The sequence below is a fragment of the Pseudomonas sp. ASL8 genome (assembly GCF_056680355.1).
Map to the genome: position 1 here is coordinate 1,105,019 of NZ_CM155278.1, position 14,987 is coordinate 1,120,005.

At 59.5% G+C, this 14,987-nt stretch carries 12 protein-coding genes and 1 riboswitch; of the genes, 2 read left to right on the top strand and 10 right to left on the bottom strand.

The window, feature by feature from the left end; all coding sequences use genetic code 11:
• Window positions 1-104 precede the first annotated feature (104 nt).
• From parC to AC1MEA_RS05050, 8 genes are all read right to left on the bottom strand, one after another.
• Window positions 105-2,363: a DNA topoisomerase IV subunit A gene (gene parC, locus AC1MEA_RS05015; protein ID WP_449634026.1), complete on the bottom strand. Its 2,259-nt coding sequence runs from the start codon at window positions 2,361-2,363 to the stop codon at window positions 105-107.
• 10 nt (window positions 2,364-2,373) lie between these two features.
• On the bottom strand, window positions 2,374-2,895 hold the full coding sequence (locus AC1MEA_RS05020; RefSeq protein WP_480917000.1) for a retropepsin-like aspartic protease family protein: 522 nt from the start codon (window positions 2,893-2,895) through the stop codon (window positions 2,374-2,376).
• Window positions 2,892-3,869: an esterase-like activity of phytase family protein gene (locus AC1MEA_RS05025; RefSeq protein ID WP_480917001.1), complete on the bottom strand. Its 978-nt coding sequence runs from the start codon at window positions 3,867-3,869 to the stop codon at window positions 2,892-2,894. The genes AC1MEA_RS05020 and AC1MEA_RS05025 overlap by 4 nt, the downstream gene beginning before the upstream one ends.
• Window positions 3,869-5,773 carry a DNA topoisomerase IV subunit B gene (gene parE / locus AC1MEA_RS05030; protein WP_480917002.1) on the bottom strand — a complete coding sequence of 635 codons (1,905 nt, stop codon included), beginning with the start codon at window positions 5,771-5,773 and terminating at the stop codon, window positions 3,869-3,871. Before parE ends, AC1MEA_RS05025 begins: the two co-directional genes overlap by 1 nt.
• 148 nt (window positions 5,774-5,921) lie before the next feature.
• Window positions 5,922-6,539: a YqiA/YcfP family alpha/beta fold hydrolase gene (locus AC1MEA_RS05035; protein ID WP_480917003.1), complete on the bottom strand. Its 618-nt coding sequence runs from the start codon at window positions 6,537-6,539 to the stop codon at window positions 5,922-5,924.
• A 106-nt stretch (window positions 6,540-6,645) separates the two neighbouring features.
• Complete coding sequence (cpdA, locus tag AC1MEA_RS05040) at window positions 6,646-7,467, bottom strand: 3',5'-cyclic-AMP phosphodiesterase (protein ID WP_480918098.1); 822 nt, start codon at window positions 7,465-7,467, stop codon at window positions 6,646-6,648.
• 143 nt (window positions 7,468-7,610) lie between these two features.
• Window positions 7,611-8,063: a DUF1249 domain-containing protein gene (locus AC1MEA_RS05045; RefSeq protein WP_219062406.1), complete on the bottom strand. Its 453-nt coding sequence runs from the start codon at window positions 8,061-8,063 to the stop codon at window positions 7,611-7,613.
• Window positions 8,054-8,671, bottom strand: a complete 618-nt coding sequence (locus AC1MEA_RS05050; RefSeq protein WP_219062405.1) for an NUDIX domain-containing protein — start codon at window positions 8,669-8,671, stop codon at window positions 8,054-8,056. The genes AC1MEA_RS05045 and AC1MEA_RS05050 overlap by 10 nt, the downstream gene beginning before the upstream one ends.
• Window positions 8,672-8,876: 205 nt before the next feature.
• Between AC1MEA_RS05050 and AC1MEA_RS05055 the strand changes: the two genes are divergently transcribed.
• A complete protein-coding gene (locus AC1MEA_RS05055; protein ID WP_449634031.1) occupies window positions 8,877-9,623 on the top strand; it encodes an RsiV family protein in 747 nt (248 codons plus the stop codon).
• Here the strand turns inward: AC1MEA_RS05055 and cytX are convergent.
• Complete coding sequence (gene cytX, locus AC1MEA_RS05060) at window positions 9,592-10,884, bottom strand: putative hydroxymethylpyrimidine transporter CytX (protein WP_219062403.1); 1,293 nt, start codon at window positions 10,882-10,884, stop codon at window positions 9,592-9,594. The two genes, AC1MEA_RS05055 and cytX, sit on opposite strands and share 32 nt — an antisense overlap.
• Before the next feature lie 114 nt (window positions 10,885-10,998).
• Window positions 10,999-12,888, bottom strand: a complete 1,890-nt coding sequence (gene thiC, locus AC1MEA_RS05065; RefSeq protein ID WP_219062402.1) for a phosphomethylpyrimidine synthase ThiC — start codon at window positions 12,886-12,888, stop codon at window positions 10,999-11,001.
• Between the two features lie 156 nt (window positions 12,889-13,044).
• A riboswitch (TPP riboswitch) is annotated at window positions 13,045-13,149 on the bottom strand.
• A 179-nt stretch (window positions 13,150-13,328) separates the two neighbouring features.
• Between thiC and AC1MEA_RS05070 the strand changes: the two genes are divergently transcribed.
• The gene (locus AC1MEA_RS05070; RefSeq protein ID WP_480917004.1) at window positions 13,329-14,768 is read left to right on the top strand and encodes a TolC family outer membrane protein; all 1,440 of its coding nucleotides are present in this window, start codon (window positions 13,329-13,331) and stop codon (window positions 14,766-14,768) included.
• Window positions 14,769-14,987 lie beyond the last annotated feature (219 nt).

Below are 14,987 nucleotides of genomic sequence, written 5' to 3' on the forward strand. Positions count from 1 at the left end.
CTGGTGACTCAAGACGTCATATCATCCGTGAATATTGCTCATGACTCCAGCGATTATGCGTCGGCCATCATGGCAAAATGAAGACCGAACGCTCTAATCCGGCATTACAGGCTATTTTCAACCAATAATGCATCCACTCGCTGGAAGCCCCGGGGAAGCTTGTTACCGCGTCGACCGCGCTCACCCTTGTAATGTTCGAGGTCATCAGCCTTCAACGACAGCGTGCGCTTGCCGGCTTGCAGCACCAATGTCGCGCCTTCCGGGATCACCGCCAGGTCGGTCACGTACTCTTCGCGACTGGCCACGCGCTCGCCCGGAATGCCGATGATTTTGTTGCCTTTGCCTTTGCCCAACTGCGGCAAATCACTGACTTTGAAAATCAACAAGCGCCCTTCCGTGGTCACTGCCGCAAGCCAGTTTTGCTCACGATCAGTCACTGGCCGCGGCAGAATCACCTTGGCGCCATTAGGCAGACTCAGCAACGCCTTGCCCGCCTTGTTCTTGGCTTGCAGGTCTTCACCTTTAACCACGAAGCCATAGCCTGCGTCGGAAGCAATGACGTACAGCGCGTCATCGTCCGGCAACAGTACGCATTCAAAGCTGGCACCCGGCGGCGGCGTGAGACGACCGCTCAACGGTTCGCCCTGGCCACGGGCGGACGGCAAGGTATGCGCCGGCAGCGAGTAGCTGCGCCCCGTGGAGTCGATGAAAACTGCAAATTGGTTGGAGCGCCCGGCGGCCGAGGTCTTGAAGCCGTCCCCGGCTTTGTAGGAAAGCCCGGTGGCGTCGATATCGTGGCCCTTGGCGCAACGCACCCAGCCTTTATCCGAAAGCACGACCGTGACCGGCTCGGTCGGCATCAGCTCGTTTTCCGACAACGCCTTGGCTTCAGTGCGGGACACAATTGGCGAGCGACGGTTGTCGCCATACGTTTCAGCGTCCGCGATCAATTCAGTACGCACCAGCTTACGCAGCTTGGTTTCACTGCCCAGCAGCGATTGCAGACGTGTCTGTTCCTTGCGCAACTCATCCTGCTCGGCCCGCAGTTTCATTTCTTCCAGGCGAGCCAGCTGACGCAAACGCGTGTCGAGGATGTAGTCCGCCTGAATTTCCGACAGCGCGAACCGCTCGATCAACTCCGCTTTCGGGTGTTCGGCGGTGCGGATGATGTGGATGACTTCATCCAGGTTCAGGTAAGCCGTGAGCAAGCCGTCCAACAGGTGCAGGCGGCGCTCGACCTTGTCCAGACGGAATTGCAAACGCCGGCGCACGGTGCCAATACGGAACACCAGCCACTCGCTGAGCAACGCCTTGAGATTCTTGAGTTGCGGCTTGCCATCGAGACCGATGATGTTGATGTTCACCCGGTAGCTGGATTCCAGCTCGGTGGTGGCGAACAGATGCTGCATCAACTCGTCGAGTTCGACCCGATTGGAACGCGGAATAATCACAATGCGGCAAGGATGTTCGTGGTCCGACTCGTCGCGCAGGTCGGCGACCATCGGCAGCTTCTTGGCCTGCATCTGCGCAGCGATCTGCTCCAGCACCTTGGCACCGGACACCTGATGCGGCAACGCGGTGACGACGATATCGCCGTCTTCGATGCGATACACCGCACGCATGCGCACCGAGCCTTTGCCGGTTTCGTACATTTTCAGCAGATCGGCGCGCGGGGTGATGATTTCCGCTTCGGTCGGATAATCCGGGCCCTTGATGTGCTCGCACAGCTCTTCGATCGTGGCCTTGGGCTCATCGAGCAAGTGCACACAGGCAGAGGCGACTTCACGCAGGTTATGCGGCGGTACGTCAGTGGCCATGCCGACGGCGATGCCGGTGGTGCCGTTGAGCAGAATATTCGGCAGGCGCGCCGGTAACACGGCCGGCTCGTCGAGGGTACCGTCAAAGTTCGGGACCCAATCCGCCGTGCCCTGGCCCAACTCGCTGAGCAACACTTCGGAATAGCGCGACAACCGCGCTTCGGTGTAACGCATGGCGGCGAAGGATTTCGGATCATCCGGCGCGCCCCAGTTACCCTGGCCGTCGACCAGCGTGTAGCGATAGCTGAACGGCTGCGCCATCAGCACCATGGCTTCATAGCAGGCCGAGTCGCCGTGGGGGTGAAATTTACCGAGAACGTCGCCGACGGTACGCGCCGACTTCTTGTGCTTGGAGTCGGCATCGAGCCCCAACTCGCTCATGGCGTAGATAATACGCCGCTGTACAGGCTTCAGGCCGTCGCCGATATGCGGCAGTGCACGGTCCATGATCACGTACATGGAGTAGTTGAGGTAGGCCTGTTCTGTGAAGTCAGCCAGTGATCGGCGTTCTACGCCATCCAGGCTGAGGTCAAGGGAATCGCTCATGCAAGCCTCATCATTTCGTGGTCTGGCGCAGCAGCATGGTGCCGCCGCGCTGGGTGAATTCAAGTTGTTTCATTGCGCTCATGCCCAGCAGTATCTGTTCGCCTTCCAGACCGGGCGCCACCAGGGCGCGTACGTCATGCAGGACGATATCACCCACTTGCAGACGGTCGATCATGGTGCGAAAACCCTCGCTCCGGCCATTGGCGGTATTGACCGTCACCGGCATGCCGCGCTTGAGTCGCAGTGTATCGGCTACCTTGGCGGGAATCGCTACGTCGGTGGCGCCGGTATCCAGTAAAAACTGCACCGTCTGGCCATTGATCTGACCACTGCTGACGAAATGGCCCTGGCCGTTGCTCAGCAGTTGCACTTCTATATAGCCATCGCCATGTTGCGAGGTCACCGCTGTGTTGGGGTTTTCCTGGCGCGCTTCCCATTGCCCAAAAAAGCGCGTGGCCAGAAACAGCGCAGCACCCCACGCCAGAATCATCAGTACGCGACCCGCACGCTTGCCGGGAACTTGCTGGCTCACGGTTTGGCGCCCCAGCCGCCCTCGGGTGCCGCGAAACGCCAGACGATCGGACGACTCTCGCCATCGGCTCGCGCACCAACGTTGTTGTCGACACCGATCCAGGCGCCCTCCGCGTCGATGACCAGCGCCTCGGCCAGCCCATAAATCTGCGGATAGCGTCGGGACGGTATCAGCGCATCGTCAGCGAATGACCAGCAAAGCTCGACCTTCCCGGTGTCCAGATCACGACGGCAAACCCGGTAAGCAGCGCGCTCCAGGGTAAACAGCTTGCCGTTGAACAGCGACAGGTCGGAAAAGTCTCGCGAGACTTCACGGCCGCCCATTTGTGCTGGAAGTGCTTGAGTCCCGCCTTCGCTGAGCATGACGCAGCCACCTTTGCAGCCCCAGACTGTCTGCCCGCGATGCGCCACCAGCAAACCGCGCTTTTCACGTTCGGCCGCCAGCCAGAGTCGATCTCCGGCGGGATTGATGGCAATGCCTTCAAACACCGCGTTGAAGCGCTGCAGCATGCCACTGGCGCGCGCCTGACGGACCAGACTCGGCGGCAGCTTGAGCCAGTTCGGCGAACCGGAGACCGGTACTTGCAGCACGGCGGCATACGCCTCGCTGACCAGATAACGGTTCCCCACCGCGTCGCACGTCACGCCTTCGAAATCCAGATCACCGCCGCGAACATACGACGATGCCTTCGCCAGTGAACGCAAGCCAAATGGCAAGCCGCTGTCTGGCACCGGCGGCACGTCGATGACGTTTGCCTCGGCCTTCCACACCACCGATGAGGTATCGAGTCGGTACAGCAAAGCATCATCGCGGTCCGACACCGTCCACAGCTCGCCATTGCAAGACGCCAGCCCCGAAAGGTTACCGCCCACCATGCCATCGACCGCATGCTCGGACAGCATCTTCAGTTCAGCCAGCGGCGCTGCGAATACCGGTGAAGCGATCAGCAATAACGCGACGAACCAGCCTCGCATCAGGTGAGAACCTCGGCCAGATTGCCTTTTGATTCGAGCCAGGTCTTGCGGTCGCCCGCGCGCTTTTTCGCCAGAAGCATGTCCATCATTTCCGAGGTCGCCGCGTAATCATCCAGAGTGAGCTGGACCAGGCGCCGGGTGTTCGGGTCCATGGTGGTTTCGCGAAGCTGGGGCGGGTTCATCTCGCCCAGACCTTTGAATCGGGTGACCTGTGGCTTGCCGCGTTTTTTCTCCGCGACCAGACGATCAAGAATCCCGTCACGCTCCGATTCATCCAGCGCGTAGTAGATCTCTTTGCCGAGGTCAATCCGGTACAACGGCGGCATTGCGACGTAGACGTGGCCCGCATCCACCAGTGGGCGGAAATGCTGGACGAATAACGCGCACAGCAAGGTTGCGATGTGCAGGCCGTCGGAGTCGGCGTCGGCGAGAATACAAATCTTGCCGTAACGCAACTGGCTGATGTCGGCCGCGCCCGGGTCAACGCCAATGGCCACGGCGATGTTGTGCACTTCCTGGCTGGCGAGGACTTCACCGCCATCGACTTCCCAGGTATTAAGGATCTTGCCGCGCAACGGCAGGATCGCTTGAAACTCTTTGTCTCGCGCTTGTTTGGCCGAACCGCCAGCGGAGTCGCCTTCGACCAGAAACAGCTCGGAACGCATCGGGTCCTGTCCGGCGCAGTCGGCCAGCTTGCCCGGCAGCGCGGGGCCTTGAGTGACGCGTTTACGCTCAACCTTCTTGCTGGCCTTAAGGCGACGGCCGGCGTTGTTGATCGCCAGTTCCGCCAGTTGCAGGCCGAGTTCGGAGTGCGTGTTGAGCCACAGGCTAAATGCGTCCTTGACCACGCCAGAGACGAACGCCGCCGCTTCACGCGATGACAACCGCTCTTTGGTCTGGCCGGAGAATTGCGGCTCCTGCATTTTCATCGACAGGACGAACGCGATCTTCTCCCAGACGTCTTCGGGCGCCAACTTGACGCCACGCGGCAGCAGGTTGCGGAACTCGCAAAACTCGCGCATCGCGTCGAGCAGACCCTGGCGCAGGCCGTTGACGTGGGTCCCGCCCTGCTGGGTAGGAATCAGGTTGACGTAGCTTTCCTGAACGCTGTCGCCACCCTCGGGCAACCAGAGCAAGGCCCAATCGATGGCTTCTTTATTACCGGCGAAACTGCCGCAGAACGGCTCATCCGGCAGGCGCAAAAACTCGCTGACCGAATCTTGCAGATAAGAGCGCAAGCCGTCTTCGAAATGCCACTCGATTTTCTCGCCGGAGGCTTTGTCTTCGAAGCTGACCAACAGCCCCGGGCACAACACCGCCTTGGCTTTGAGCACATGCTTGAGGCGACTGACAGAGAATTTCGGCGTGTCGAAATATTTAGGGTCCGGGGCGAAGTACACGCTGGTCCCGGTATTGCGTTTACCGACCGTGCCGATAACCGCTAGCTCGCTGGCTTTGTAGCCGTCAGCGAAGGTCATTTCGTATTCGTTGCCGTCGCGTTTGACCCGGACCCGAACGTGGTTCGAGAGCGCGTTCACCACCGAAATCCCCACGCCGTGCAGGCCGCCGGAGAACTGGTAGTTCTTGTTCGAGAACTTGCCGCCCGCGTGGAGCTTGGTCAGGATCAGCTCGACGCCAGACACACCCTCTTCCGGGTGAATGTCCACCGGCATGCCGCGACCGTCATCGGACACTTCCAGCGAGTTGTCGGCGTGAAGGATGACCTGCACCGATTTCGCATGCCCGGCGAGGGCTTCATCGACGCTGTTGTCGATGACTTCCTGGGCGAGGTGGTTCGGCCGCGTGGTGTCGGTGTACATGCCCGGGCGTTTGCGTACCGGGTCGAGGCCCGAGAGGACTTCGATGGCGTCTGCGTTATAAGAGCTAGCGCTGGGATTGGCCATGGGGTCTCGTCATCAGTCGTTCGTGAAATTTCGGGATATCAGTCAATATCTGTAGGAGCTGGCTTGCCTGCGATCGACCGCGTAGCGGTCGCAGATAACAGCGAAGGTCGTTCCGACCTTATCGCGGGCAAGCCCTCTCCTACAGGTGTTACAGCACAGACAAATCAATCGCCTGCAATAGCTCAGGGGCAAAGCCTGCAAAACTCAGCAACGCCGGCAACTGCTCGGTGAAGCCCTGAAAGCTGTGATCGCCGCCGGGCTGAATGCGCAAGGCGCACGCTCGGTAATAGGACTGGGCACTGCGGTAGTCCAGGGTTTCATCACCGGTCTGCAACCATACCTGGAAGCGCAACGGATCCTGCGGGGCGGGCACTTCCAGTTCGGCGAGTGCCTGCACATGGTCGTGGGTCAATTCCCAGCTTTCACCGCTGTAAAGATTCTGTTGGGTACCGATATACCCGTCGAACAGCCGATGTGGCGTGACTGCCGGGTTGATCAGCAGAGCCTTGAGGCCGTGGCGCTCAGCCAAGTGAGTGGCATAGTAGCCGCCGAGGGAGCTGCCGACCAGCAACGGCCGACCCAACTCAGTGATCAATGCGTCGAGCTGAGCGATCGCCTGACGCGGGTGATGATGCAGTTCCGGGACCCGCAAATGCTCGCCGAGGCCGAGCGTTTGCATCAAGTTCGACAACTGGCTGGCCTTCTTTGAGCGCGGCGAGCTGTTCAAACCGTGGATATACAACAGTGTGGATGGTTCGCCGGTCACATTCCCTCCTGAAACTTTTGAGCGCAAGCAAAGACGCGCAGTTTACAGGGACTGCCGCCCGATGACTTGCCTTCAGACGTTTCCCACTCAAATCAGGACGGATCGTTCAATAACCTTGACCACTGTAATCCACCTCAAAGACCAGCCCCTCTACCCGCGAGACACCGGTTTCAAGGCGGCCGTCTGCGTGCAGACGCAACCAGCGGTAGCCTGGCGCGGTGCTGTCGACCTTGAACTCGACACTGCCCGGCGCAAACTGAATGCAGGTGGACGGTGAGGCCAGCAGGCGAACGCCATTGCGCAGCTGGTCGTATTCCTGATGGACATGGCCCCAGAGCACCGCGCGCACCTGCGGGAATCGATCGAGCACGGCAAACAGCGCTTCGGGATTACGCAAGCCGATGGGGTCCATCCAGGCACAACCAATGTTCACCGGGTTGTGGTGCAGGCACACCAGATGATGACGCTCGGGCGCTTCACTCAGGGACTGCGCCAACAGCTGCAATTGCTGATCCTGCAAGTAACCCGGCACCGAACCGGGCACTGAAGAGTCCAGCAATGTGATACGCCAATGGCCGAGATCGACGATAGGCGCGAGAAAATCGCTCTGTCGCGCAGCCTCGGTCATCGCCGGCACCTCATCGTGATTCCCGGGAAACCAACGCGCCGGTGCCTGAATCCGCCCACTGGCCTGACGAAACGCCTGGTAGGACTCAAGACTGCCATCCTGGGACAAATCACCGCTGGCGATCAGCAGGTCGATCTGCGACTGCTCAGCCAGGACGCACTCGATCACCTTGTTCAGGCTATCAAGGGTACTCATGCCCAGCAGCTTTTCGTCTGCATTGGCAAACAAATGGCTGTCGGTTAGCTGGACCAGCAGGACTGAAGAATCGGTGGTGTGAGTAGGGGCGCTCGGCAAGGCCATCTCCTTGAGCGATTTGGACACAATTATGCTGGCTGACAATTACGAGGGTAAGCCGGTCGGCACGACCTGCGTCGCATTCTGAAAAACAGTCATCTAGATAGCAGTAATGGATGGCGCTTGTCAGCCCGCGCGTGCAAATCCGCTCAGCGCACCACTTCAAACTCATGCCCGCACGCCAGGCAATGGCTCAGCCACTCCCCAAGAAACAGGTTGAGCTGGGCTTTTTCATCCGGCTGGTGCATGGCGGCATTGGGATAAGGGTAGATACCGCGAAACCGGCGGGCATGTTCGGCGCCGATGACTTCGGCCATGCGGGCGTCGTGATAGACCTGCACTTCGAGTTTGGGCACCGGCAACCACGGCAGGCTGTGCTCCTGACGCACTTGCAGGGTGGTGGTGTACGGGCAATCGAGCAGCACTTCGACGGCCAGCACACCGAGCATTTGATCGCCCTGGGTGACGGCCACCCGACGCGAGCGCTGCTGGTTGCGCATGTCGGGGAGCAATCGCATCAAGCGCGCATAGTTGGCCTCGCAGGCCGCTTGCAGCCCGACAAGGTCAACACGGTAGCGCTCGCGCACAAGGTTCACGACCATAGCCCCCTGACTTCAGTCCGGTTCAATGCCAGCCATTGCAATGCAATAAGAGTGGCCGCATTGAAAATTCGTCCATCACGTACGGCCTGTAGCGCATCGTCCAGCGACCACACCGTCACGCGAATATCCTCGCCTTCCGCTTCCAGTCCGTGCAACCCGCCCGCCCCCTCGCTTTCGCAATGCCCCAGGTACAGGTGAACGTATTCACTGCTGCCACCGGGTGATGGAAAGTACTTGGTGATCGGCAACATCGCACTGAAAGTAAGTCCAGCTTCCTCTTCTGCCTCGCGGTGGGCAACCTCTTCTGGTTCCTCGTCCTTGTCGATCAGACCGGCCACCAGTTCAATCAACCACGGATTATCGACCTTGCCCAACGCACCGACTCGAAACTGCTCAATCAAGACCACCTCGTCGCGCTTGGCATCGTATGGCAGCACGCACACCGCATCGTGACGAACAAACAACTCGCGGCTGATTTCGGTACTCATGCCACCACCGAAAAGCTCATGGCGCAGGTGCATGCGATCCAGACGGTAAAAACCCTTGAAGCAGTTTTCACGCTTCGTAATTGTCACCGCTACCGGGACGGATCTGGTCGTATCACTCATATAGTTCTCGCTACTGGCCCACGTCGACTTCGCGCCATCCTAGCGCGCTCTTTCGCCGGATGCAGCCCTTTAAACCAGTCATTGGAGCAACCGGGGTAGACGGCCAGGTCGCAAACAACTTCTAATTAGCCTAGTGGCGAACTGATGGGGCTGCTTGCAGTCGAACCACGTTGACTCGCCTTTTTTGTTACTGCCAAGGACCTACATGTCAATTTTGAGGATTGCTTCGCTCGCTTGCCTCGCCCTGATGCTGGGCGCCTGCCAAAGCCTGTTCCAGCCTAATATGCGCGCACCGCTGGAAGTGCAGCGTGATGCCTCGGAGCAGATCAAGCCGGGCTGCACCGTGGCTGACTGCCCACTGGTGAACGTCGATACGGTGCATTTTCCGGACGAGCCGACACTCGACAGTCTTGTCGAGAAGTCCTTGCTGAAATTGACCCGTACGTCGCCGGACGCACCGTTGCCGGTGTCGCTCAAAGCCTATGAAGCGCAGTTTCTGCGAGAAGCGCAAAGCCACAACAGCAGCTATCTGCAGGCCAAGGTACGCGAGCAGCATGACGGTCTGGTGATTGTCGAACTGTCCAGCTACCTGGACACCGGCGACGCACATGGCACGCCTGGCCGCGAACTCATCACCTATTCCCGCCAGCAACACAAGGCATTGACCCTGCAAGACATGCTCGTGCCAGGCCAGGAAGAGGCCTTCTGGCAGAAAGCGCAGTTGGCCCATAAAAGCTGGATGATCAGTTCCAAGGTCGACCAGGACGCCGAGTTCGTGAAAATGTGGCCGTTCCAGAAGACCCCGAACATCGCCTTGACGTATGGCGGGGTGATCCTCAAATACGCTGTGACCACTATTGCCCCGTACTCCATGGGCCACATCGAATTGAAGATCCCTTACCCGCAGCTCAATGGCATCATCAAGCAGGAACTGTTCCCGGGCCGCGGTTGAGCGCTTTGCCCAGCAACAGCTGCAACACGCCAGCCACGATCAGGGCTGGCAATGTTGCCCCCACGTCGGGGTACGAATTAGCCAGCAGGTGATAGGTGCTGACGCCACCCAGCCAGGCCAGCAGCGTCATCCAGCGAAAGCCGACTGTCGCCATCTGGCTGCTGCGCCGACGCTGGATGAAGTGATCCACCAACACCACACCGAACAACGGCGCGAACACCGAGCCGATCAGCAGCAAGAAGTTCTGGTACTGCGCCAGCGGTGCAAAGCAGGCGATCAGGGTGCAGATCACGCCGATGACCAATGCCAGATGCTCGACCTTCAAACGCAGCAGAATCCCGCTGGACACCGCCGCCGAGTGAATATCGGCGAACGCGTTTTCTGACTCGTCGAGCAGAATCAGTAACAGTGGAATACCCAGCCCGGCACCGGCCAACGCCAGCAGCAACGCATTGACTTCACCGCTCGGCGCGAACGCCAGGGTGTAGGCAACGCCCAGGCTCATCAGCCAGAAATTACCGATAAAGAAGCCCAGCGCTGTGCCGCCAAAGACACTTTTGGCGCGCTTGCCGAACCGTGAGTAGTCGGCAATCAACGGCAGCCAGGACAGCGGCATGGCGATGGCAATATCAAAACCCACAGCAAACGGCATCGAACCGTCACCGGCGCGCGACCAGAGTGCGGACAAGTCGGTTTTGGTCAGCAGATTCCAGGTCAACCAGACACACGCCGCCAACAGCAGCCAGATGCCCCACTTGCGCAGTATCTGACGAACGAAGGTCAACGGCCCGCTGACCGCCAGCAAGGTGGCCAACGCGCCGAAGAACAACGTCCAGAGCAGAGGGTTAGCCCACAGGCTGCCCTCGGCAAACGCACGCGCGCCCAGCAGACTGGCGGCGTCACGCATGATGATGATCTCGAAAGCGCCCCAACCCACCAATTGCAGCAGGTTCAGCACCGCTGGCAGTGACGCGCCACGCGTGCCAAGGCTGAGCTTGAGCGCGGCCATGGCCGAAAGCCCGGTATCGCTACCGATCACACCCACGGCGGCCAACAGCAAAACGCCAACGAGGGTGCCAAGGAAAATCGCCAGCAGTGACCCTGACAAGCCCAGCCCCGGCGCCAGCAACGCGCCGGTTTGCAAGACCATCAGACCAATGCCGAGGGAAAACCACAGGGAAAACAAATCACGACCGCCGAACACACGCTTGCCCGCAGGCACCGCGACGTCGGGGGAATAGGTATTGGTTGAAGGGTTCACGGGGGTTATCTCAGAGGAGCAGATGATAGGGGTTAACCCTTTGTTTTTTGGGTGCCTTGCCTGACCTCTTCGCGGATGCGGGGTGTCAGACACCCCGCATTCAGGCCAAAAGACTTAAACCTTTTTGTACAGCTGACTGCCTTCCTGCTTGAAGCGCTCGGCCTGTTCTCGCAGGCCCTCCTGCACGGCCGCATCCACGGTTTCGATGTGCTGGTTGGCGGCGTATATCCGAACTTCCTGGGTAATCTTCATCGAGCAGAACTTCGGTCCGCACATGGAGCAGAAGTGCGCGACCTTGGCCGAGTCCTTCGGCAGGGTTTCGTCATGATACGAGCGTGCGGTATCAGGATCGAGGCCGAGGTTGAACTGGTCCTCCCAACGAAACTCGAAGCGCGCCTTGCTCAAGGCATTGTCGCGAATCTGCGCGCCAGGGTGCCCTTTGGCCAGGTCCGCCGCGTGGGCCGCGATTTTATAGGTAATGATCCCGGTCTTCACGTCATCCTTGTTCGGCAAGCCCAAATGTTCTTTAGGCGTGACGTAGCAAAGCATGGCGCAACCGAACCAGCCGATCATGGCCGCACCGATGCCCGAGGTGATGTGGTCGTAACCCGGTGCGATGTCGGTGGTCAACGGCCCGAGGGTGTAGAACGGCGCCTCGTCACAGCATTCCAGCTGCTTGTCCATGTTCTCTTTGATCAACTGCATCGGGACATGGCCCGGGCCTTCGATCATGGTCTGCACGTCATGCTTCCAGGCGATCTTGGTCAGCTCGCCGAGGGTTTCCAGCTCGCCGAATTGCGCCGCATCGTTGGCATCGGCAATCGAGCCCGGACGCAGGCCGTCGCCCAGCGAGAAGCTGACGTCGTAGGCCTTCATGATTTCGCAAATGTCTTCGAAATGGGTGTACAGGAAGTTTTCCTGGTGATGCGCAAGGCACCACTTGGCCATAATCGAACCGCCACGGCTAACAATCCCGGTCACGCGTTTGGCGGTCAGCGGTACATACCGCAACAGCACGCCCGCGTGAATGGTGAAATAGTCGACGCCCTGCTCGGCCTGCTCGATCAAGGTGTCGCGGAACAGCTCCCAGGTCAGGTCTTCGGCCGCGCCGTCAACTTTTTCCAGCGCCTGATAAATCGGCACGGTGCCGATCGGGACCGGCGAATTACGGATGATCCATTCGCGGGTTTCGTGAATGTGTTTGCCGGTGGACAGGTCCATGACCGTGTCCGAACCCCAACGAATGCCCCAGGTCAGCTTGGCGACTTCTTCTTCGATGGAAGAACCCAGCGCGCTGTTGCCGATGTTGCCGTTGATCTTCACCAGGAAGTTACGGCCGATGATCATCGGTTCCAGCTCAACGTGGTTGATGTTGGCCGGAATGATCGCGCGACCGCGAGCGATTTCGTCACGGACGAATTCAGCGGTGATTTCTTTCGGGACACTGGCGCCGAAGCTGTGGCCCGCGTGCTGCGGAGTCAGCAGACCGGCGGCGCGGGCTTCCTGCAGCTTCATGTTTTCGCGGATGGCGACGTATTCCATCTCGGCGGTGATGATGCCCTGACGCGCATAGTGCATCTGGCTGACGTTGGCGCCCGCCTTGGCCCGGCGCGGGTTGCGCACATGGGCGAAGCGCAGGGCCGTCAGTTCGGCATCGCTCAGACGTTCCTGGCCAAAGTTGGAGCTCAGCCCCGCCAGACGCTCGGTGTCGTTACGCGATTCAATCCACGGCGAACGGATGTCCGCCAGGCCTTTGCGCACGTCGATGATCACGTTGGGATCGGTGTAGGGGCCCGAAGTGTCGTAAATAACCACTGGCGCGTTGATCTCGCCGCCAAAGTCGGTCGGCGTCACGTCCAGCGTCACTTCACGCATCGGCACAAGAATGTCCGGGCGCGAACCCTGAACATAGATTTTTTGCGAGCGGGTGAAGGGCTGCACAGATCCCGAATCGACCTTGGCCGAATCGCTCAAATTGGTGGCGTCTTTTAGTTTTTTACTCATCACGGGCACTCCAGGCATCATCCAGCGGCGGATTAATTGTCGGAGCAAACCTGAATGACACGGACGCACCAAGGCTGGCGCTGAGTATAGAAAGGAGGCGTTACTGTTCATTTATTGAACAATCGACCCCGGACGATACTCAAGAGGACTCGCCGGGAGACGAGAAATCTTGTTCCCTACGCAGGCGTTAACCTGATCAGGTTCAACGGGATCCGGATTAACCGATCTCAGCCTCATAGCAAGGCACCCCGACAAGAACCCGACCAGTCTAGTGCAAGATACGGACAGAACGCCAACTTCCTCTTATATCGTTCGATAAATGGCGGATATACAGGATTGTTGTGAGCAACCCCGAGAACTACACTCGCTGCGTTGCGGATCGTGCCCCGTAGCAGCGATCTTCACATCCTCATTGCACTATCAACTCTAGGGAACGTCTCATGCTGCGCAAACTTTCACTGGCGCTTGCCGTGTCTTGTGCTTCCAACGGAATGGCCTGGGCAGCAGACGCGCCCATACCGACCAAGACCGGCCTGGTCAACGTGTACCAGGATGCCGTGAATAACAACGCAGACCTGGCTGCCGCCATCGCTGACTACTCGGCTCGCAAGGAAATCGTGCCCCAGGCTCGCGCCGGCCTGCTGCCCAATCTGTCTGCAGGCGCGGGGGTCAACAACACCCGCACTCAAATGGATCAGCCCTCAATGACCGCTACCCGTAGCGGCACTACCTATCAAGCAACATTGAGCCAGCCCATCTTCCGCGCGGATCGCTGGTTCCAGTTGCAGGCCGCCAAGGCCGTCAACGAGCAGGCGGCGCTGGAGCTTTCCGCGACCGAACAAAACCTCATTTTGCAGAGCGCGCAAGACTACTTCGAGGTCCTGCGCGCCCAGGACACGCTGGCTTCGACCAAGGCCGAAGAAGCCGCGTTCAAGCGTCAACTGGATCAAGCCAACGAGCGCTTTGACGTTGGCCTGTCGGACAAGACCGACGTGCTGCAATCCCAGGCCAGTTACGACACATCGCGCGCCAACCGAATCGCCGCCAAGCGCCGGGTAGACGATGCGTTCGAGGCGCTGGTGACCTTGACCAACCGCGACTACAACGCCATCGAAGGCATCGTTCATACCCTGCCCGTGCTGGCGCCAACGCCCAACGATGCCAAAGCCTGGGTCGACACCGCGTCGCAACAGAACCTGAACCTGCTTGCCAGTAACTACGCCGTGAGCGCCGCTGAAGAAACCCTGCGCCAACGCAAAGCCGGGCATGCGCCGACTCTCGATGCGGTCGCTTCATACACGCGTGGGGATAACGATGCGCTGGGTTTCAGCAACCCCAACTTCACCGGTCAGAACTATGGCGGCAATGTCGAACAACGCAGCGTTGGCGTTGAGTTGAACATTCCGATCTACAGCGGTGGCTTGACCAGTTCGCAAGTACGCGAAGCCTATGCACGTCTGAGCCAGATCGAGCAGCGCCGCGAAGCCCTGCGTCGTCAGGTCGTGGAAAATACCCGCAACCTGCACCGCGCCGTGAACACCGATGTCGAACAGGTTCAGGCACGCAAGCAATCGATCATTTCCAACCAAAGTGCACTGGAAGCGACCGAGGTCGGTTATCAGGTCGGGACGCGCAATATCGTCGACGTGCTCGACGCCCAGCGCCAGCTGTACAACTCGGTGCGTCTATACAACAACACGCGCTACGACTACCTGATCGACAACCTGCGCCTGAAGCAGGCGGCGGGCACGCTGAGCCCGGCCGACTTGCAGGAGTTGTCGCGCTACCTCAAAGCCGACTACAACCCGGACAAAGACTTCCTGCCACCCGACCTGGCGAAGGCCGCACAGAAAAACCTGGAAAAACCTTCGGAGTATTGATCGCCTTCCCCACAGGGAGCAGTTCACTCTGTAGGAGGAGGCCTCGCCGCGTCTTCGACGCCGCGCTGTCGTGCAGCAAACAAGGTTCAGGTAGGAGCGCGCTTGCCCGCGATCGGCTGCGCAGCAGTCGTAAATGGGTTGGCGCCGATGTCGCAGGAAAGCCCTTCGGTCTTTATCGCGGGCAAGCGCGCTCCTACAAATAATCAATTTATTTCAGTT

Excerpts from the sequence above, each read along its gene's own strand:
- thiC (WP_219062402.1), bottom strand. The coding sequence starts at position 12,888 with ATGAGTAAAAAACTAAAAGACGCCACCAATTTGAGCGATTCGGCCAAG.
- parC (WP_449634026.1), bottom strand. The coding sequence starts at position 2,363 with ATGAGCGATTCCCTTGACCTCAGCCTGGATGGCGTAGAACGCCGATCA.
- AC1MEA_RS05070 (WP_480917004.1), top strand. The coding sequence starts at position 13,329 with ATGCTGCGCAAACTTTCACTGGCGCTTGCCGTGTCTTGTGCTTCCAAC.
- AC1MEA_RS05045 (WP_219062406.1), bottom strand. The coding sequence starts at position 8,063 with ATGGTCGTGAACCTTGTGCGCGAGCGCTACCGTGTTGACCTTGTCGGG.
- AC1MEA_RS05050 (WP_219062405.1), bottom strand. The coding sequence starts at position 8,671 with ATGAGTGATACGACCAGATCCGTCCCGGTAGCGGTGACAATTACGAAG.
- parE (WP_480917002.1), bottom strand. The coding sequence starts at position 5,773 with ATGGCCAATCCCAGCGCTAGCTCTTATAACGCAGACGCCATCGAAGTC.
- AC1MEA_RS05055 (WP_449634031.1), top strand. The coding sequence starts at position 8,877 with ATGTCAATTTTGAGGATTGCTTCGCTCGCTTGCCTCGCCCTGATGCTG.
- AC1MEA_RS05025 (WP_480917001.1), bottom strand. The coding sequence starts at position 3,869 with ATGCGAGGCTGGTTCGTCGCGTTATTGCTGATCGCTTCACCGGTATTC.
- cpdA (WP_480918098.1), bottom strand. The coding sequence starts at position 7,467 with ATGGCCTTGCCGAGCGCCCCTACTCACACCACCGATTCTTCAGTCCTG.